We start from the raw sequence: 18,980 nt of genomic DNA on the forward strand, positions 1-18,980 counted from the left end.
GGGCGCCTGGCCGCCCCGCGCGTTTGGAAACGCAGTCATCATGTGTGGAATCGCCGGTTTTTTCTCGCGCCGCCCCGTCAATCCCGCCGTCCCGCAAGCGATGCTGGACGAGTTGCGCCGCCGCGGCCCGGATGACGCCAGCCGGCTGCTGCTGGACGCGGCGCTGAATCCGACCGGCGACGACACCATCCACAACGCGATGCTGCACGCCCGCCTCGCCATCATCGACCCGCGCCCGGCGGCCAACCAGCCGATGGCCAGCGACGACGGCCAGGTCTGGATCTGCTACAACGGCGAGGTCTACGACTGGGAGGCCGGCAAGGCCGAACTGGAAGCCGGCGGCGCCGTTTTCCGCACCCATTCCGACACCGAATTCATCCTGCGCGGCTACCAGGCCTGGGGCATCGAGGGCCTGCTCGCGCGGCTGCGCGGCATGTTCGCCTTCGCCATCCTGGACAAGCGCAGCGGCAAGGTCCACCTGGCCCGCGACCGCATGGGCGAGAAGCCGCTGCTGTACTCGCTGCGGGATGGAAACTTCGCCTACGGCTCGCTGGTGCGCGCGGTGCTGCCTTTCCTGCCGGCCGACCAGCGCGATTTCAACCCGGCGGCGATAGACGCCTACCTCGCCCACCGCTACATCCCCTCCCCGGCCACCGTGTTCAGCCACATCCAGCGGCTGGAAAACGGCTACCGGCTGGAATTCGACCTGAACAGCCGCCAGTTGAGCAAGCAGCGCTACTGGCAGCCGAAGGCGGAATCCGGCGACTGGCTGCCGGAGCTGGACCGCGCGGTGGCGATGCGCACCGTGGCCGACCGGCCGCTGGGCGTGCTGCTGTCCGGCGGCATCGACTCCACCGTGATCGCCAGCCGGCTGGCCACCCAGCAGCTGACGCAATTCTCCAGCTTCACCGCCGCCTTCCCCGGCTCCAGCCTGGACGAATCCGGCGACGCCGCCGACTCCGCCCAGTGGATGGGCCTGCCCAATGTGCGAGTGGAAATGCCGGAAAACCTGGCCGCCGATTTCGATCGCATCGTCGCCGACCTGGACCAGCCCTTCGCCGATCCGTCCAGCTTCCCCACCTGGTATCTGGCGCGCGAGGTCACCAAACATGTCAAGGTGGTGCTGGTAGGCGACGGCGGCGACGAGATGCTGGCCGGCTACAAGCGCATGGGCAAGCATCTGCGCACCCGCTGGCGGCGCAACATCAAGCTGCCGCTGCCGATCCAGCCGCAGCTGGACAGCAAGCGCGGCAAGCTGGCCACCGAGCTGGCGATGGACTGGAAAAGCGCCTATTCGCTGCGTTTCTCCGGCTTCACGCCGGGACAGCGCAGCTTCCTGCAAGGCGGCCGCAAACTGGAAAGACTGTGCCACTGGCGCGCGCCCGACGACATAGGACCGGAGCCCAAAGACGGCGCGCCCGGCCTGCACCAGCTGCTGGAGCTGGACTTCGCCAACTATCTGCCCGACTACATCCTGCAAAAGTCCGACCTGTGCACGATGGCCCACGGCCTCGAAGGCCGCGCGCCGCTGCTGGACCACGGCTTCTATCAACGTCTGCTGGCGACCTCCTCCGCCGAACGCTACACCAAGCCGGCCAAGCTGATCTTCCGCCGCGCGATCCACCCGGCGCTGCCGGCCGACTTCTTCCAGCGCAAGAAGCGCGGCTTCAACCCGCCCTTGTCCGGCTGGCTGCAAACCAGCCTGGCGCCGCGCTTTGACGGCCTGGGCGCGCGGCTGGCCGCGGCCACCGAGGGACAGCTGGACGCCGCGGCGGTGGGCGCCTTCGCCCAAGCCTATCGCGACGGCGCCGGCCATCTGGCCGAGCAGATGCTGCAGCTGCTGATTCTGGACCAGAGCCTGGCCCAGCTGCGGCAGCTGCGCCTAACCCTGCCCTGATCATCTCCCCTCCTCCCGGCGGCGGCCAAATCCGGCCGCCGCCGTAGTCGACAAGACATCCGGGACGCCATTCAGGAAATAAATTGACGAAGTCATATATATTGATGATTTTTCAAGCCATTTCCAGCCGGTCAAGGTTTGCAAACGATAATTACTAGCATTATCATGCAGTTCAGCGGCCGGTACTGCCGCCCTACTTAATAAGGAAAACATGATGCGTCGCTTTGTCTGCCAGCTGGCTGTCGCCAGCATCGCCCTGTCCGCCTCCTTCGCCGCCATGGCCAAGGAATACCCGATCGGCAAGCCCGCCCTGAAAAACGGCATGGAAATCGGCGCCGTCTACCTGCAGCCGACCAAGATGGAGCCGGAAGGCATGATGCTGAAGCCGGAAGCGTCCGACGTGCATCTGGAAGCCGACATCCACGCCACCAAGAACAATCCGAACGGCTTCGAAGAAGGCGCCTGGATGCCGTACTTGGTGGTCAAGTACGAACTGACCAAGGTAGGCGGCAAGACCCAGAAAGGCGAACTGATGCCGATGGTGGCCAACGACGGCCCGCACTACGGCGACAACATCAAGCTGCAAGGCCCGGGCAAGTACAAGCTGAAGTACACCATCATGCCGCCGACCGCCAATGAGCACGCCCACTTCGGCCGCCACGTCGACAAGGAAACCGGCGTCGCCGCCTGGTTCAAGCCGTTCGACGTCAACTACGAGTTCACCTTCGCCGGCATCGGCAAGAAGGGCGGCTACTGATCCGCATAGTGAGAATGTGAACGCAAAGCATTCTTGACTGCGATACAATTGGAGACGGCGCGGGCCTGCCGCGCTGTTTCTCATTCCGGGACTCCGAAACGATGACTGTTCTGCGCCTGATGGCCGCCGCCCTGCTGGCCGGCCTGCTCTCCTCCCCGGCGTTCGCCGAAGACATGCCGGTGTTCAAGCTGCAAATGAAGGACGGCCAGTTGATTCCGGCCCGCCTGGTGGTGCCGGCCAACAAGAAATTCAAGATCGAAGTGATAAATATCGGCAAGACGCCGGCCGAGTTCGAGAGCACGCCGCTGCGCAAGGAAAAGGTGCTGGGCCCCGGCGCCGAATCCTTCCTGGTGTTCCAGCCGCTGGCGCCAGGCGAATACAAGTTTTTCGATGAATTCCACATGAAGACCGGCCAGGGCGTGATCGTCGCCAAGTAACACAAAAGGTAAACGCGAATGGGACAGGTACTCTTCATCGTCTGGCGCGAAAGCGTCGAGGCGCTGCTGGTGGTCGGCATCCTCAATGCCTGGATGAACCACAACCCGGCCGGCCGCGCCGGCAAGCCCTATCTGTGGGGCGGCGTGGCGCTAGGCCTGGCGATGGCCGTGGCATTGGCCGTGGCGCTGTTCACCGCCGGCAGCCTGATGGCCGGCGCGCAGGACTACTTCCAGACCGGCATGGTGTTCATCGCCGCCGCGCTGATCGTGCAGATGGTGCTGTGGATGCGCGAGCACGGCCGCACGCTGAAGAAAGAGCTGGAAAGCGGCTTGTCTGAAAAAGCCGCCAGCAACAACTGGTGGGGCGTGACCGTGCTGGCCGCGCTGGCCATCGCCCGCGAAGGCAGCGAAGCCGTGGTCTTCCTCTACGGCATGCTGGCCGAGGCCCAGGGCATGGAACTCGCCAAGATGGGCGCGGCCGGCCTAATCGGCCTGCTGCTGGCCTTCCTCACCTTCTACCTGCTGCAGCTGGGCGGCAAGATCCTGTCCTGGCGGCTGTTCTTCCGCGTCACCGAGATCATGCTGCTGCTGTTGGGCGCGTCGCTGTTCCTGTCCGGCGTGGAGAAGCTGATCTCGATGGACGTGCTGCCGGCGCTGGTGGACCCGCTGTGGGACAGCTCGGCGCTGCTTGACGACATGAGCCCCTTCGGCGGCGTGGTCGCCGCGCTGACCGGCTACCGCTCGCACCCGGCGCTGACCAGCCTGATCGCCTACGCGCTGTTCTGGGCGGCGATCTGGTCGCTGTTCCAGTGGCGCAACCGCCGCCAGGCCGTCGCCGCATGAAATCCGGCCGCGCCCAGCGCCCGCCGCAACGGGTGATTCCCATCGTCGCCGCCCCGTCGGGCGGCGGCTCCTGTAGCCCTGAGCGGCAGCCGCGCGGCCTGCTGGCGCTCGCGGGCGCCTGGCTGCGCGACCACGCCGCCCTGCTGCGCAAGCTGCAATGGGCGGTGGTGCTGGTCTACGCTTTCCTGCTGATCGTCCCCGCCTGCCTGTCCTTGCCTGAAGACACCGCGCGGATGTGGGACAACCTGACCATCTTCGCCCAATTCGTGTTCTGGGGCATCTGGTGGCCGTTCGTGCTGCTGTCGATGGTGCTGTTCGGCCGGCTGTGGTGCGGCGTGCTGTGCCCGGAGGGTGCCTTGTCGGAATGGGCGGCGCGCAAGGGCATGGGCAAGCCGATCCCGCGCTGGATGCGCTGGGGCGGCTGGCCTTTCGTCGCCTTCGTCCTCACCACCGTCTACGGCCAGCTGGTCAGCGTCTACCAATACCCGAAAGCCGCGCTCTTGGTGCTGGGCGGCTCCACCGTAGCCGCCATCGCGGTGGGCTTCGTCTACACCCGCGGCAAGCGCGCCTGGTGCCGCCACCTGTGCCCGGTCAACGGCGTGTTCGGTCTCTTGTCCAAGCTGGCGCCGCTGTACTACCGCGTCGACGAGGCCGCCTGGAAAGCCTCCCATGAGCGGACCCCGGCCGTCGACTGCGCGCCGCTGCAGCCGCTGCGGCATATGCAAGGCGGCAGCGGCTGCCATATGTGCGGCCGCTGCAGCGACCACCGCGGCGCGATCGAACTCAGCCTGCGCTCGTCCAGCGACGAAGTGGTGCGCGTGGCGGAGAAAGAAGCCGATGGCTGGCAGACCGCGCTGATCGTCTACGGCCTGCTGGGCGTGGCGATGGGCGCCTTCCACTGGACCATGAGCCCCTGGTTCGTCGCGCTGAAACAGGCCGCGGCCGAATGGCTGGTGGACCGCGACATCATGTGGCCGCTGGACACCGAAGCGCCGTGGTGGCTGCTCACCCATTATCCGCAACACAACGACGTGTTCTCCTGGCTGGACGGCGCGTCGCTGATCGCCTACGTCGCCGCCACCGCGCTGGTGCTCGGCACCGGCATCCTGGCTTCCCTTGCCTTGTCGGTGGCGGTCTCCGGCCGCTGGCGCACGCAACGTCTGCACCACCTGGCGCAGGCGCTGATTCCGCTGGCCGGCTGCGGCGTGTTCCTCGGCCTGTCGGCGCTGACGGTGACGCTGCTGAAGGCCGAAGGCTTCGGCATGCACTGGGTCAACGACGCCCGACTGGCCCTGCTCGCCGGCGCCAATCTGTGGGCGCTGCGCCTGGCCTTCGGCATCCTGTCGCGCTGGAACGGCGGCCTGCGCCGCTGGGCCGCGCTGCTGCCGTTCTGCGGCGCGCTGGCGCTGGTCGACTGCGCCTGGGGCTTCATGTTCTGGTGGTGGTGAGCGCTTGGTTGAGGCGGGAGGCTGTGCGATAACACAGTATCCCCGCCTCTTCGAGGAGTCGCCATGCGGCGTCTGCTGTTGTCCGCTTTTGCCCTCCTGCTGGCGCTCCGCGCGCCGGCGGCCGAGCAAACCGTGGATCTGGCCACTGGCGAATGGCCGCCTTATGTCTCCCAGCAGCTCCCCGCGCAAGGCGTGTTCACCGAAATCGTCCGCGAAGCCTTCCGCCGCGCCGGCTACCGGGTGCAGCTAACGTTCCAGAGCTGGCCGCAGACCGAATGGCTGACCAAATCCGGCAAGGCCGCCGCGGCCTTCCCCTACCGCCCGACGCCGGAGAGGGAAAAGGATTTCGACTTTTCCGCGCCGCTGATGCGCGCCAACAGCTACCTGTTCTATCACAAGCCCCACCTGCCCCATCCCCCGCAACAGTTCAAATCCCTGGACGAATTGCGCGGCTACCGCATCGCCATTCAGCTGGGCTACTGGTATATCCCGCTGTTCCAGCAACACCGGCTGAACACGCTGCTGACCCCGGACGAAGTCAACGCGCTGCGGCAGTTGCAGCTGGGACATATGGACCTGGTGCCGATGGTGCTGGAGCGCGGGCTATACCTGATCCACAACACCATGCCTGAACACGAAAAAGAGTTCGGCTACATCCCGACGCCGATGGACAAGGATACGCCGCTGGGACTGATGTTCTCGCGCAGCTATCCGCAGGCGGAGCGCATACGCGAGGACTTCGGCCGGGCGCTGGCGCAGATGGAAAAGGATGGTAGCCTGAAAGCGATCTATCAGCGCCACTTTCCCGAGGCTACGCCGCCGCGTTGACCAGGGTGGGATTCAGCACGCGGATCACGTCGCGCGGGCTGACGCCGATCAGGAAGCCGCGCTTGCCGCCGTTGATGTAGATGGTATCGAGCTCGGCGATGCCCGCCTCCATATACACCGGCATCGGGTGGCGGGTGCCGAAGGGACTGGTGCCGCCCACCTGATAGCCGCTGTGCTTGTCGGCGGTTTTGGGATCGCAGGGATGGATCTTCTTGGCGCCGATCTGCTTGGCCAGCATGCCGGTGCCCACCTCGCGGTCGCCGTGCATCAGCACGATCAGCGGGCGCTTGTTCTCGTCCTCCATGATCAGCGTCTTCACCACGCAGTGCTCGTCGACCCCCAGCTCGCGCGCCGACACCGTGGTGCCGCCCTTGTCCTCGTACTTGTACAGGTGTTCGGTGTAATCGACCTTATGCTCGCGCAGCACGCGGACGGCCTGGGTGACGGGGGCCTTGCTGGACATGACGTTCTTTCCAATGCGAAACGCCACACTTTAAAACCCGGCCGCCCCCTTGCCAAGCGGCGGGATCAAGCCTTGCGCGCGCGCCACCACAACCGCAGCCCCAACAGCGCGGCCAGCGCCGCGGCGTAAATCAGCGGCTGGGTGATGTCTTTCTTCACCAGCCACCAATAATGGGTGACCGCCAGGATGGCCACCGGGTAGACCAGCCGGTGCAGCTTGCCCCAGTTGCGCTTCAGGCGCCGCATCCAGCCCTGGGTGGAGGTCAACGCCAGCGGCGACATCAGCACGATGGCGGCGAAGCCGACGGTGATGAACGGCCGCTTGGCGATGTCCTTCAGGATGTGATGCCAGTCGAAGAACTGGTCCAGCCAGACATAGGTGGTGAAATGCAGGCTGGCGTAGAAAAAGGCGAACAGGCCCAACATGCGCCGGCATTTCAGCGGCCAGGCCTGGCCGGTGAGACGGCGCAGCGGCGTCATCGACAGCGTGGCCAGCAGCCACACCAGCGTCCAGGTGCCGGTGGAGCGGGTGATGAACTCCACCGGATTCACCGCCTCGCCCGACAACACGATCCACGCCGCGCGAGAGAGGGGCAGCAGGCAGGCGATGAATAGCAAAACCTTGCCGACGGCGAGGCGGCGGTCTGCCGCGGAGGCAGGCAGTTTCATGCGCAGCGTCGTCATCAAAAGTTCTTCCTCAGGTCCATGCCGCGGTACAGGCCGGCCACCTGCTCGGCGTAGCCGTTGAACGGCAGCGTCTTGCGCTTGAAGAATTCGCCGATGCGGCGCTCGGAAGCCTGGCTCCAGCGCGGGTGGTCGACATCCGGATTCACATTGGAATAGAAGCCGTACTCATGAGCGTTGGCCATATTCCAGCTGGTGGCCGGCATGGTTTCCTGCAGCCGGATGCGGACGATGGACTTGATGCTCTTGAAGCCGTATTTCCACGGCACCACCAGCCGGATCGGCGCGCCGTTCTGATTGGGCAGCGCATTGCCGTACAGGCCGACGGCGAGGATGGCCAGCGGATGCATCGCCTCGTCGATGCGCAGTCCCTCGCGGTACGGCCAGTCCAGCACCGCCTGGCGCTGGCCCGGCATTTCGCTGGGCCGCTGCAGCGTCTCGAACGACACGTACTTGGCGCGCGAGGTGGGGTTCATCTGCTTGATCAGGCTGGCGAGCGGAAAACCCACCCAGGGAATCACCATGCTCCAACCCTCGACGCAGCGCAGCCGGTAGACGCGCTCTTCCAAAGGAAACTTCAGTAGCTCCTCGATGGAGAAGCGGCGCGGCTTGGCCACCTCGCCGTCCACCAGCACGCTCCACGGCCGGGTGCGCAGCGTATGCGCGTTCTCCGCCGGATCGGACTTGTCGGTGCCGAACTCGTAGAAATTGTTGTAGCTGGTGATGTCTTTCAGCGGATTGGGCTTGTCGTTGGCGGCCAACTGCGACAGCGGACTCTTCTTGGCGGCCAGGCCGGCCAATGTCTCCGCCGACAGCAGCAGGCCGGCGGCGCCGGCCATGAACTGGCGGCGATTGAAATACACCGATTCGCTGGTGATGTCCGACGGCAAATGGTCGGCGGGTTTCCTGATCAGCATGACGGCTCTCCTGTCGTTTCCATTTGGTCGGATCATCCTCCGGATTCTGACAGTAGCGCATGTAAACAGTTTTGTCCGGCCAAGCGCCGCTAACACAAGCTCGCAAAATACTTGAGCCAAGGCCAGCCGGTACGAGCCAAGCGCGATGCTAAGGCCGCCACTCGCGGCCGAGCGCGCTGCCCTGGCCGCCGCTCCGCGCCAAGCGCTTGCCTATCGCCTGCAAGGCCGCCCAGCGCGGGCCGCACCAATCGGGCGCGATCAGCGTCGGCGCCTGGGCGGTGGCCGAAATCCGGTGATAGACCACCTCCGGCGGCGTATGGCGGATCAGATCGGCCGCGAGATCGGCATAGGCGTCCAGATCCATCGGCGCGATCTCGCCGCGCCGGTATTGCGCGGCCATCCGGCTGCCGCGGACTATCATCAGCGGGTGCAGCTTCAGCCCCTCCGCGCCGATGTCCAGCACCGTCCGCAGAGTCTCATGCGCGTCATCGGCACTCTCTCCGGGCAGACCCGCGATCAGATGCGCGCACACCTTGAGGCCTCTTGCGTGAGCGCGGGCGACGGCGTCGCGGTAGTCGGCCAGCCCATGGCCGCGGCGGATCAAGGCCTGGGTGCGGTCATGCGCGGTCCGCAGCCCCAGCTCCAGCCATACCTCGGCGCCGCCATCCTGGTACGAGGCCAGCAGGTCCAGCGCCGCGTCCGGCACGCAGTCCGGCCGGGTGCCGACGCACAGGCCCGCCACATCGACCGCCGCCATCGCCTCGTCGTACAAGGCCCGCAGCGTCTCCACCTCGGCATAGGTGCTGGTATAGGCCTGGAAATAGGCGAGATAACGCCGGGCGCGGCCGGTCTTGCCCTTCTCCCGCTCGATCTGCGCGGCGATGGACAGGCTGGCGGCCTCGCGGCCGAAGCTGCGCACATTGCAGAAGGTGCAGCCGCCGCGCCCCAGCGTGCCGTCGCGGTTGGGACAGGTGAAATCGCCGGCCAGCGACAGTTTGTGCACAGTCTCGCCGAAGCGGCGTTTCAGATAATGGCCGAAAGTGTGGATATCGCGGGTGAGGTCCATCGCGCTGCCGACAAAAGGCCGCAGTCTAGCGCCGAGCCGCCGGCGGCTGAATGCGCGCGATCAAGGACTGGTTGATTCAGATATTGTGCCAGCCCAGCCAGTACAGCACGCAGAACAGGCCGGCGCTGATCAACAGCGCGATGGCCAGCGCGGAAATGAGCTCATGCAGGTTGCGCCGCTGGCTGGGCTTGAGGAACCAGCGGGCGACCACCCAGGCCAGCAGGCACAGCGCGAAGAATTTGAACAGACGTCCGAACATGATGGGGACCGTGGCGGAAACCCGGCCGATTATCCCGGCGCGCCATACTCCCGCGCAAGCTTATGTTATGGATATAATCGACCGGTAGCCGCAGGAGACCGCATCCAGACCAGCCCCGGCAGAGGGCGGCGGACGCGGACAAATAGAAGAGGCCCTAATGACCGACACCAACTGTTCGGTAGGCATCGTCGCGGCCCAGGATGCCGCATTCGATGCCCCCTTGCCGCTCGCCAGCGGCGCCGCGCTGCCCGGCTATCAGCTGCGCTTCGAAACCTATGGCGAACTCAACGCCGACAAGAGCAACGCCATCCTGATCTGCCACGCGCTGTCCGGCCACCACCACGTCGCCGGACGCTACCGCGACGACGACAAGGCGCTAGGCTGGTGGGACAATATGATCGGCCCCGGCAAGCCGATAGACACCCGCCGCTTCTTCGTCGTCGGCGTCAACAATCTGGGCGGCTGCCATGGCAGCACCGGCCCCTCCAGCGTCAACCCGGCCACCGGCCAGCCCTGGGGCTCGGCCTTCCCGGTGGTGACGGTGCCGGACTGGGTGACGTCGCAGGCGCGGCTGGCCGACCGCCTGGGCATAGACCGCTGGGCCGCGGTGATAGGCGGCTCGCTGGGCGGCATGCAGGCGCTGCACTGGAGCATCGCCTATCCGGAACGCGTCGCCCACGCATTGGTGATCGCCTCTGCCCCCAAACTGTCGGCGCAGAACATCGCCTTCAACGACGTCGCGCGCCAGGCCATCCTCACCGATCCCGAATTCCACGGCGGCGACTTCTACCAACACAGCGCCATCCCCCGCCGCGGCCTCAGACTGGCGCGGATGCTGGGCCACATCACCTATCTGTCCGACGACGGCATGGGCGAGAAATTCGGCCGCATGCTGCGCTCTGGCGAATACCGCTTCGGCTACGACGTGGAGTTCGAGATCGAGAGCTATCTGCGCTATCAGGGCGACAAGTTCTCCGACTACTTCGACGCCAACACCTATCTGCTGATGACCAAGGCGCTCGATTACTTCGACCCGGCCAAGGACTGCGGCGGCGACCTGGCCGCGGCATTGAAGCCGGCCCAGGCGCAATTCATGGTGGCCAGCTTCACCAGCGACTGGCGCTTCTCGCCGGAGCGCTCGCGCGAAACGGTGAAGGCGCTGATCGCCGCCGGCAAGCGCGTCAGCTACGCCGAGATCGAATCAGCGCACGGCCACGACGCCTTCCTGATGACCGATCAACCCTATGTGGACCTGATGCGCGCCTACCTGGACCGCGTGGCCAAGGAGGTGAACGCATGAAACCACTGACTCTCCGTCCCGATCTGCGGATGATCTACGACTGGATATCGCCCAGCAGCCGGGTGCTGGACCTGGGCTGCGGCCGGGGCGAACTCTTGGCGGCGCTGCAGGACGGCAAGCAGGTGCAAGGCTACGGCGTCGATTTCGACGTCGCCAACGTGGTGCGCTGCGTCGCCGCCGGCGTCAACGCGGTGCAGGGCGATCTGGAAACCGGCCTGTGCGAGTTCGGCGACCAACGTTTCGACCACGTGGTGCTGTCGCAGACCATCCAGGCGATGCGCCACACCGAGGCCATCCTCAACGAGATGCTGCGCGTCGGCCGCGAAGCCATCGTCACCTTCCCCAATTTCGGCTACTGGCAAAACCGGCTGCAGATCCTGAAGGGCCACATGCCGGTGTCCGACACCATCCCCTACCAGTGGTACGACACCCCCAACATCCACTGGTGCATGCTGGGCGACTTCGAGGAACTCTGCGCCAAGAACAACATCCGAGTGGTTCAAAGGGTGGTCATGGACAAGGGCAAGCGGGTATCCTTGCTGCCTAACCTGCGCGGCAGCCTGGCGTTTTACCGGGTGGCCCGCGACTGATCCCGCCTCGCACAAGGAGAGACGCATGCGCCTGTTGCTGGCCATTTTCCTGCCCTGGCTGCAGTTTTTCACCATAGGCCGGCCGTTCGCCGGACTGATCTGCCTGGTCCTTCAGCTGACGCTGATCGGCTGGATTCCGGCCGCGCTGTGGTCGGTGTACGCGCTCAGCCAGTACAAGACCGACCAAAAGATAGCGCAGGCGCTGCGGCGCTGAAGCCATTCCCGACGGGCTCCGCGCCCGCTCCGACCTCCGCCCGCTCGTCAGCGCGGGCGGCCCGTCCACCACCACGACAACAAGCACATGACCCTGGCCACCATCAATTGGCGGCGCGACGTGTTCTCGCGCACCATGCTCGTCTGCGTGTTCACCGGCTTTGCCTCCGGCCTGCCGCTGTACACCCTGATCAACCTGCTGCCGGCCTGGCTGCGCAGCGAGGGCGTCGATCTCAAATCCATCGGCCTGTTCGCGCTGATCGGCCTGCCCTACACCTGGAAATTCCTGTGGTCCCCGCTGCTGGACCGCTACGCGCTGCCGCTCTTGGGCCGCCGCCGCGGCTGGATGCTCGCCACCCAGCTGGCGCTGCTGGGAAGCCTGGCGCTGCTGGGCCTGTTCGATCCCAAACAAGACATCTGGAGCATCGCCGGGCTGGCGCTGGCGGTGGCTTTCTTCTCCGCCAGCCAGGACATCGTGCTGGACGCCTTCCGCCGCGAGATCCTCAGCGACGTCCAGCTGGGTCTGGGCAACACCGTGCACATCAACGCCTACCGGCTGGCCGGCCTGGTGCCAGGCTCGCTGTCGCTGATCCTGGCCGACCACCTGGACTGGGGCAGCGTGTTCGTGGTCACCGCGCTGTTCATGCTGCCCGGCGCGCTGATGACGCTGATGGTGAAGGAGCCCGCCCAGGCTCCCGGCAGCCCGAAAACGCTGCGCGAAGCGGTGGTGGAGCCCTTCCACGAATTCCTCACCCGCCAGGGCTGGCAGGGCGCGCTGTGGATACTGGGCTTCATCTTCCTGTACAAGCTGGGCGACAGCATGGCCACCTCGCTGGCGACGCCGTTCTACCTCGACATGGGTTACGCCAAGTCGCAGATCGGCCTGGTAGCCAAGCACGCGGCGCTGTGGCCGGCGGTGATAGGCGGCCTGCTGGGCGGCCTGTGGATGATCAAGCTGGGCATCAACCGCGCGCTGTGGGCCTTCGGCGTGGTGCAGGTGGTGTCGATTCTGGGCTTCGCCTGGCTGTCCAGCTACGGACGCTTCGGCAGCGTCGGCGCGACGGAGCTGTCCATGCTGGCGGTGGTGATCGCCTTTGAGGCGCTGGGCGTCGGCCTCGGCACCGCGGCCTTCGTCGCCTTCATCGCCCGCAGCACCCATCCGGCCTACACCGCCACCCAGTTCGCGCTGTTCACCAGCCTGGCGGCGGTGCCGCGCACGCTGGCCAACGCCGCCACCGGCTACATCGTCGACTCGGTGGGCTGGACCTCGTTCTTCTTCCTGTGCACGGCGCTGGCGCTGCCCGGGATGATGCTGCTGGTCAAAGTGGCGCCGTGGGGCGATGACCCCGAACCGCAGAAAGCCTGAGCCGCCGGGCTACAGCCTGCAAGTCTCGGCGCCATCCTCCTGCCGGCACTGGCGGATGTTGCCGTCCTGGTCCAGCTTCAGCAGCCACTCCTCCAGGCCCGATCCGGTTTTGGGCCTGGCCTCGATGATGAAGCTGGCCTGATCGATATTGTCCGAGGACGGTCCGGCGCTGCTGAAGCCGATCACGAAAGCGCCGGTCTCCAGCACTGGCAGCGGCGGCCAGGACAGCGGTCCCTCCTGGTGGTAAACGCCGCGCAGCTGGTACCAGCGCTGCATGAAATGGCCATTCTCCAGCAAGGCCGCTCTGGCCTCCTCCATCCGCGCCCGCTGCAGATACTGCCGATAGCTCGGCACCGCCAGCGCCAGCAGGATGGCCAGAATGGCCATGCAGCCGGCCAGCTCCATCAGGCTGAACCCCTGCCCCAGGCCCCGCTTCACTCCGCCACCTCGCGCCAGTCCAGCCGCCGCCCTTCGTCCGCATCCTGGCCCACCCGGTACCAGCTTTGCAGCGTCACCACGCTGAGCGGATGATGGCCCCAGGCGCGCACCGTGATCCTGTACAGCCTGTCCTTGGCCGCATCGCCGAAACGCGGGTCGACCAGTTCCACCACGTAGCGCGGATTGGCCCAGCTGAGCGCGCCGCCGCGCACCCGCTGCGGGCAGCCGGTTTGCGGCAGTCCCGGCTCCAGCGCGTACTCGCGACTGTTGCCGCAGGGATGCAGCAACGGCTGTCCGCCGACCAGGCGCCGGTGAGGCGGAGCCATCGGCTCGCACAGGCCCTTGCCCTCGGTCCCCTCGCAACTGGGCGGGAACAGCCTGCCCTCCCCATATAGCTTCGCCGGATCCGCGGCATCCAGCCCCAGGCGGCGGTCCATCCGCCACACCCACTGCTCCGCGCCCGACAAGGCCTGGCGGGCCTGCATTTCGGCTCGCTGCCTGTCCTGGGCGTTGGCCGCCAGCCGGCCCGCGCCGGTCAGCTGGCGCGACGAAGTCAGCACCAGCAAGCCCAGCACAGCCAGCAGCGACATCACCAGCGGCAGCGCGCCGCCGCCCTGGCGCCGCGCGTTCACCGCGACACCCCGCAGGGCGGAACCGGCTCCAACGCCAGATCCAGACTCAACAGACTCACCTCGTTCTCCTTGTCGTCGGGATACCATGCCAAACTCACGCGTGCGGCCTGCGGCGATAGCCCGGAAGGCCACTGCGACGCTTCCAGCCAGCTCCAGCGGGCGGACTCGCCGCAACCGTCCCGCGCCAACAGCTGCAAACCCAGGCGCTGCACGCCGTCCAGCAAAACCCTCTCCTCGCCATCGTCCAAACCGCCCTCGGCGTCCCGCGCCAGCAACCGATGGCCGCGCGCAGCCGCCTCCAGACGGTAGCGCCGCTCCCGCGGTAGCCACAGCTGCAACGAGGCCAGGTGCACGCCCTCCGCCCGCGGCGACACCGGCAACGGCGGCGTCAGCGCCAGTTCCGGCGCGCCGGCTCCGCCCTTCCAGTGGGCGCGGCTCCCCTGCAGCGCATAGCCGCCGCCGCAACTGCCCAGCCAGACGCTGGACCACGACCGCCAGGCCTCTGACGGCTGCGGCGCCACGCTCACGCCGGCCAAGTCGTCTCCGGACCGGTTGACGCGGATGATCTCCAGTTCCCGCCCCGGCAATTGCAGTCGCCATTCTCCGGCGGCGAAATCGCCGGCCCGCCACGGCCGCGATCGGCAGCCCAAACGTCCATGGCCGGCGAGATCACGCGCCAGTTGCCCCAACGCCCAACGCGCGTCCTGGCTCCGGCCCAGCCGTTGATCGGCGACATGCACGCTGCGCTGCACCGCGGCCACCGCGATCAACGACAGGGCCAATACCAGCGAGGTCAGCGCCAGCCCCAGCAGCACGCTCAGCAACAGGGCGCCGCCTTGCCGCTCACGGCCGCAGCGGCCAGACACCCGCATGCTCCTGCCAGCCGCCATCCAGCCGGGTGCGCCAGGCCACCCGTATCGCCAACTCTCCCTTTCCGTCACAACCCGGCCTGTCCCGCGTCGGCCGAATCCGGCTGTCGCCGCGGCAAACCACGCCGCGCGCCTGCTCACTCCTGCCCGCCTGGCGCAGCTCGCGTTTGAAGCGGACGAGATTGGCATCGGCAAGCTGTTGCGCGGAGCAGCCCGCCTCGCACGCACCGCCGGCGAGATGGTCGTCGTAACCCTGCTCCAGATACAGCGGCCACAGGTTTTCCGGACTAGCTAGGATGGCGCTGGAGAGGTTGGCGACCGCGTCGCCGATGCGGCTGCCCAGCTCGGCTTCCCGCGCATGGAGCAAGGCGCGCGCCTGAACGCCGCTGAAGGCCAGTACCGCCATCATCCAGATCAGCAATGCGACCAGCGCCTCCACCAGGCTGAATCCCCGCTCAGGCGCAGGCATCGCCCACCTCCCCCAGCCGAGCCCGGCCATTGGCCGCCACGGTCAGCGTCAGACACTGGCTGCGGCCGCGGAGATAGAAATGCATCGCCTTCGATGCCTGCAGCCGTCCCTCCGCCGTCAGCGCCAGTTGCCTGGCGTCCGCGCGCACCGCCACCCGCTCGCCGTCGAACATCGCCAGGCGCAAGCGCTCGCCGCTGTCGTAATAGCCATTAGCCGCGCCCTGATCCGCATACACCAGCGCGCCCTCGGGCCAGGATTGTCCGCTGCCTCCCTGCTGCGGCAGGCAGCCCTGCAACTCGCGGTTCACTTTCAGATTGGCCGCGCACAGGTATACCGGCCGGTTGAGCCGCAAGGCCTCCGCGCGCGCATGCTCCAGGCAGCCCATCAAAGCCATCGCCTGGCCGCGCAGTCGTTGCCGCTCCACCGCCTGTCCCAACGCGGGCAGCGCCAGGCAGGCGCCGATGGCGGCGATCGCCAATGCGATCATCATTTCCAGCAAGCTCAGTCCATCCTGACGCGGCTTGTCCATCGCGCGCCCCGTTCCGATATGGGAAGTCGCCAGTCTGCAAGCTCGGAACCCCGCCTTCCCACGCCTCCTGTACCAAAGCCGGAGCAGCCGCGCGCGCCCATATCCGAAAGTGCAGGTCGGCGCTGACGCAAAAACAAAACGGCGCCATTCGGCGCCGTTTCAAACAAGGTCGATCCCACTATCAGTGCGCGGCTTCCCAGCTGTCGCCGGCGCCGACCTCGGCCAGCAGCGGCACCTTCAGTTCAGCCGCTCCGGCCATGATTTCCGGCAGCCGGCGCTTGACCAGCTCCAGCTCGGCCTGCGGCACTTCCAGCACCAGTTCGTCGTGCACCTGCATGATCAGCTTGCTCTGCAAACCGTCGCGCTCCAGCCAAGCCTGCACCGCGATCATCGCCAGCTTGATCAGATCGGCGGCGGTACCTTGCATCGGCGCGTTGATCGCCGCGCGCTCGGCGCCGGCGCGGCGGCCCGGGTTGCTGAGTTTGATGTCCGGCAAATACAGGCGGCGGCCGAACACGGTTTCGACATAGCCCTGCTCGCGCGCCTTCTCGCGCGTGGTCTGCATGTACTCGGCCACACCCGGGTAGCGCATGAAGTAGCGGTCGATGTACTGCTGGGCGGCGCTGCGCTCGATGTCCAGCTGAGCGGCCAGGCCAAACGCGCTCATGCCGTAGATCAAGCCGAAGTTGATCGCCTTGGCGGCGCGGCGCTGGTCGGACGTGACCGCGCCGAGATCGACGCCGAACACCTCAGCCGCGGTGGCGCGGTGGATGTCCTCGCCGCTGGCGAAGGCCTTCAGCATGCCCTCGTCGTCGGACAGGTGGGCCATGATGCGCAGCTCGATCTGCGAATAGTCGGCCGACACGATCTGCCAGCCGGCCGGCGCGATGAAGGCTTCGCGCACGCGGCGGCCTTCTGCGGTGCGCACCGGGATGTTCTGCAGATTAGGGTCGTTGCTGGCCAGCCGGCCGGTGATCGCCACCGCCTGTGCATAAGTCGTGTGCACACGGCCGGTCTGTGGATAAATCAGCGTCGGCAACTTGTCGGTATACGTGGACTTCAGCTTGGCCAGCCCACGGTATTCCAGGATGCACTTCGGCAGCGGGTGGTCCAGCGCCAGCTGTTCCAATACCGACTCGTCGGTGGAATAACCGCCGCTCGGCGTTTTCTTGACGCCCTTGGTCGGGATCGCCAGCTTGCCGAACAGGATTTCCTGCAGCTGCTTAGGCGAGTTCAGGTTGAACGGCTGGCCGGCCAGTTCGTAGGCCCGCTGCTCCAGCTCCAGCATCTGGCTACCCAGCTGGTGGCTCTGCGCGACCAGCTTGTCGCGGTCGATCAGCACGCCGTGCCGTTCCATCTTGAACAGCACCTCGGCCACCGGCAGTTCGATGTCGCGGTAGACCTTTTCCAGATCCCCGGACAATTCGCCGGCGAAATACTGGTTGAGCCTGAGCGTGATGTCGGCGTCCTCCGCTGAATAATTGCCGGCGATGTCGACGTCCACCTCGCCGAAACCGATCTGCTTGGCGCCCTTGCCGCAGATGTCTTCGTAGCTGACGGTGTTCTCGCCCAAATGGCGGCGCGCCAGATCGTCCATATTGTGGCGCTGATGGCTTTCCAGCACGTAGGAAGCCAGCATCGAATCATCGGCGATGCCGCGCAGGGCGATGCCGTGGTTGGCCAGCACGTGGCTGTCGTACTTCAGGTTCTGTCCGCACTTTTTCTGGCTTGCGTCCTCCAGCCACGGCTTGAGCTTGGCCAGGGTCGCGTCCAGCGGCAACTGCTCCGGCGCGCCGGCGTAGTGATGGTCCAGCGGCAGATAGGCGGCATGGCCGGCCTCCACCGAGAAGCTGACGCCGACGATGCGCGCCTGCATGGGATCGAGGCTGGTGGTTTCGGTGTCGAACGACACCACTTTGGCCGCCGCCAGCTTGGCCAACCAGGCGTCCAGCTGCGCGTCGGTGAGAATGGTTTCGTAGTGGCGCGCCAGCGCGCCTTCGGCCAACGCGGCTTGGACCGACGGCTCGGCGAACATGTCGCCTTGGGCCTGATCGCCGCGCGGCGCGGCGGGCGCGTCCTCGCCGCGCTGGGCGACAGCCGGCATCTCCGAACCCTCGGTCACCTCGCGGTAGAAGGTGCGGAAACCCAGGTCCTGGAACAGCTCGGCCAGGCGCGGCTTGTCCTTCCGGCCATGCTGCAGGCCCGGCAGGCCGTGCGGCAAGTCAGTCGCCAGGTTCACCTCGCAATCGATGGTGATCAGCCGCTTGCCCATCGGCAGCCAGTCCAGCGCCGCGCGCAGATTCTCGCCCACCTTGCCGCCGACGCTATCGGCCTGGGCGACGATGGCGTCCAGGCTGCCGTACTCCTCCAGCCACTTGACCGCGGTCTTCGGCCCGCATTTGTCGACGCCAGGCACATTGTCGACCTTGTCGCCGATCAGGGTCAGGTAGTCGATGATCCGGTTCGGCGGCACGCCGAACTTCTCCTTCACCCCGGCCTCGTCCAGCAGCTCGTTGGTCATGGTGTTGACCAGGGTGACGTCCGGCGTCACCAGCTGCGCCATGTCCTTGTCGCCGGTGGAGACGATCACCTTCATGCCGGCCGCCTCCCCCAGCCGCGCCAGCGTGCCGATCACGTCGTCAGCCTCCACGCCCGGCACCACCAGCATCGGCCAGCCGGAGGCTTGCACCACGTCGTGGACCGCCGTAATCTGGGAAGCGAGTTCCTCGGGCATCGACGGGCGATTGGCCTTGTATTCGGGATACAGGTCGTCGCGGAAGGTCTTGCCCTTCGCGTCGAAGACGCAGGCGCTATAATCGAATTCAACCTCCTTCTCCAGCCGCCTGAGCATGTTCACCATGCCATAGACAGCCCCCACCGGGCGGCCATCCGGGGAACGCAAATCGGGCATCGCGTGAAAGGCGCGGTACAAATAAGAAGAGCCGTCGATCAATAACAATGTTTTCATAAAGAGGC

At 66.4% G+C, this 18,980-nt stretch carries 21 protein-coding genes; 10 read left to right on the forward strand and 11 right to left on the reverse strand.

Annotated elements, in window-relative coordinates; all coding sequences use genetic code 11:
- Nucleotides 1-40 precede the first annotated feature (40 nt).
- The 6 genes from asnB (at nt 41) to ACX17K_RS03695 (ending at nt 6,210) form a co-directional block, all read left to right on the forward strand.
- Entirely contained in the window at nt 41-1,897 is a 1,857-nt protein-coding gene (gene asnB / locus ACX17K_RS03670) for an asparagine synthase (glutamine-hydrolyzing) (protein WP_493773742.1), read from the forward strand.
- 211 nt (nt 1,898-2,108) lie between these two features.
- A complete protein-coding gene (locus tag ACX17K_RS03675; protein WP_021476858.1) occupies nt 2,109-2,654 on the forward strand; it encodes an iron transporter in 546 nt (181 codons plus the stop codon).
- A gap of 101 nt (nt 2,655-2,755) precedes the next feature.
- Nucleotides 2,756-3,091, forward strand: coding sequence for a cupredoxin domain-containing protein (locus tag ACX17K_RS03680; RefSeq protein ID WP_493773743.1), 336 nt, complete (start codon nt 2,756-2,758; stop codon nt 3,089-3,091).
- An 18-nt stretch (nt 3,092-3,109) separates the two neighbouring features.
- The gene (locus ACX17K_RS03685; RefSeq protein WP_493773744.1) at nt 3,110-3,934 is read left to right on the forward strand and encodes an FTR1 family iron permease; all 825 of its coding nucleotides are present in this window, start codon (nt 3,110-3,112) and stop codon (nt 3,932-3,934) included.
- Complete coding sequence (locus tag ACX17K_RS03690) at nt 3,931-5,382, forward strand: 4Fe-4S binding protein (protein WP_493773745.1); 1,452 nt, start codon at nt 3,931-3,933, stop codon at nt 5,380-5,382. Before ACX17K_RS03685 ends, ACX17K_RS03690 begins: the two co-directional genes overlap by 4 nt.
- A gap of 63 nt (nt 5,383-5,445) precedes the next feature.
- On the forward strand, nt 5,446-6,210 hold the full coding sequence (locus ACX17K_RS03695) for a substrate-binding periplasmic protein (protein ID WP_493773746.1): 765 nt from the start codon (nt 5,446-5,448) through the stop codon (nt 6,208-6,210).
- On the opposite strand, the gene ybaK is transcribed toward ACX17K_RS03695, so the two are convergent.
- The 5 genes from ybaK to ACX17K_RS03720 all read right to left on the reverse strand — a co-directional run bounded on the left by ybaK (nt 6,194) and on the right by ACX17K_RS03720 (nt 9,598).
- Nucleotides 6,194-6,673, reverse strand: a complete 480-nt coding sequence (gene ybaK, locus ACX17K_RS03700) for a Cys-tRNA(Pro) deacylase (protein WP_070979876.1) — start codon at nt 6,671-6,673, stop codon at nt 6,194-6,196. The two genes, ACX17K_RS03695 and ybaK, sit on opposite strands and share 17 nt — an antisense overlap.
- A 65-nt stretch (nt 6,674-6,738) precedes the next feature.
- Entirely contained in the window at nt 6,739-7,356 is a 618-nt protein-coding gene (msrQ, locus tag ACX17K_RS03705) for a protein-methionine-sulfoxide reductase heme-binding subunit MsrQ (protein ID WP_493773747.1), read from the reverse strand.
- Nucleotides 7,356-8,273 carry a protein-methionine-sulfoxide reductase catalytic subunit MsrP gene (gene msrP / locus ACX17K_RS03710; RefSeq protein ID WP_493773748.1) on the reverse strand — a complete coding sequence of 306 codons (918 nt, stop codon included), beginning with the start codon at nt 8,271-8,273 and terminating at the stop codon, nt 7,356-7,358. The genes msrQ and msrP overlap by 1 nt, the downstream gene beginning before the upstream one ends.
- Before the next feature lie 148 nt (nt 8,274-8,421).
- Nucleotides 8,422-9,339, reverse strand: a complete 918-nt coding sequence (gene mnmL / locus ACX17K_RS03715; protein WP_493773749.1) for a tRNA modification radical SAM protein MnmL/YtqA — start codon at nt 9,337-9,339, stop codon at nt 8,422-8,424.
- A gap of 76 nt (nt 9,340-9,415) precedes the next feature.
- Nucleotides 9,416-9,598, reverse strand: coding sequence for a protein MIGRI (locus ACX17K_RS03720; RefSeq protein ID WP_231162317.1), 183 nt, complete (start codon nt 9,596-9,598; stop codon nt 9,416-9,418).
- Between the two features lie 157 nt (nt 9,599-9,755).
- On the opposite strand from ACX17K_RS03720, the gene metX reads away from it, so the two are divergent.
- The 4 genes from metX (at nt 9,756) to ACX17K_RS03740 (ending at nt 13,067) form a co-directional block, all read left to right on the forward strand.
- Nucleotides 9,756-10,898: a homoserine O-succinyltransferase MetX gene (gene metX / locus ACX17K_RS03725; RefSeq protein ID WP_493773750.1), complete on the forward strand. Its 1,143-nt coding sequence runs from the start codon at nt 9,756-9,758 to the stop codon at nt 10,896-10,898.
- Entirely contained in the window at nt 10,895-11,488 is a 594-nt protein-coding gene (gene metW / locus ACX17K_RS03730; RefSeq protein ID WP_493773751.1) for a methionine biosynthesis protein MetW, read from the forward strand. The genes metX and metW overlap by 4 nt, the downstream gene beginning before the upstream one ends.
- Before the next feature lie 25 nt (nt 11,489-11,513).
- The gene (locus tag ACX17K_RS03735; RefSeq protein ID WP_021476869.1) at nt 11,514-11,702 is read left to right on the forward strand and encodes a YqaE/Pmp3 family membrane protein; all 189 of its coding nucleotides are present in this window, start codon (nt 11,514-11,516) and stop codon (nt 11,700-11,702) included.
- 87 nt (nt 11,703-11,789) lie between these two features.
- Nucleotides 11,790-13,067 carry an AmpG family muropeptide MFS transporter gene (locus tag ACX17K_RS03740; RefSeq protein ID WP_493773752.1) on the forward strand — a complete coding sequence of 426 codons (1,278 nt, stop codon included), beginning with the start codon at nt 11,790-11,792 and terminating at the stop codon, nt 13,065-13,067.
- Between the two features lie 9 nt (nt 13,068-13,076).
- On the opposite strand, the gene ACX17K_RS03745 is transcribed toward ACX17K_RS03740, so the two are convergent.
- From ACX17K_RS03745 to polA, 6 genes are all read right to left on the reverse strand, one after another.
- Entirely contained in the window at nt 13,077-13,505 is a 429-nt protein-coding gene (locus ACX17K_RS03745) for a type IV pilin protein (protein WP_493773753.1), read from the reverse strand.
- Nucleotides 13,502-14,137, reverse strand: coding sequence for a pilus assembly PilX family protein (locus ACX17K_RS03750; protein WP_493773754.1), 636 nt, complete (start codon nt 14,135-14,137; stop codon nt 13,502-13,504). The genes ACX17K_RS03745 and ACX17K_RS03750 overlap by 4 nt, the downstream gene beginning before the upstream one ends.
- A complete protein-coding gene (locus tag ACX17K_RS03755; protein WP_493773755.1) occupies nt 14,134-15,003 on the reverse strand; it encodes a hypothetical protein in 870 nt (289 codons plus the stop codon). Before ACX17K_RS03755 ends, ACX17K_RS03750 begins: the two co-directional genes overlap by 4 nt.
- Nucleotides 14,981-15,475 (reverse strand): hypothetical protein, encoded by a 495-nt coding sequence (locus tag ACX17K_RS03760; protein ID WP_493773756.1) that lies wholly within the window; start codon nt 15,473-15,475, stop codon nt 14,981-14,983. The genes ACX17K_RS03755 and ACX17K_RS03760 overlap by 23 nt, the downstream gene beginning before the upstream one ends.
- Nucleotides 15,462-16,004 carry a GspH/FimT family pseudopilin gene (locus tag ACX17K_RS03765; RefSeq protein WP_493773757.1) on the reverse strand — a complete coding sequence of 181 codons (543 nt, stop codon included), beginning with the start codon at nt 16,002-16,004 and terminating at the stop codon, nt 15,462-15,464. The genes ACX17K_RS03760 and ACX17K_RS03765 overlap by 14 nt, the downstream gene beginning before the upstream one ends.
- Nucleotides 16,005-16,185: 181 nt before the next feature.
- Nucleotides 16,186-18,972, reverse strand: a complete 2,787-nt coding sequence (polA, locus tag ACX17K_RS03770; RefSeq protein WP_493773758.1) for a DNA polymerase I — start codon at nt 18,970-18,972, stop codon at nt 16,186-16,188.
- Between the last annotated feature and the right edge of the window lie 8 nt (nt 18,973-18,980).

Source organism: Chromobacterium sp. INPA-IVC, from assembly GCF_059047085.1.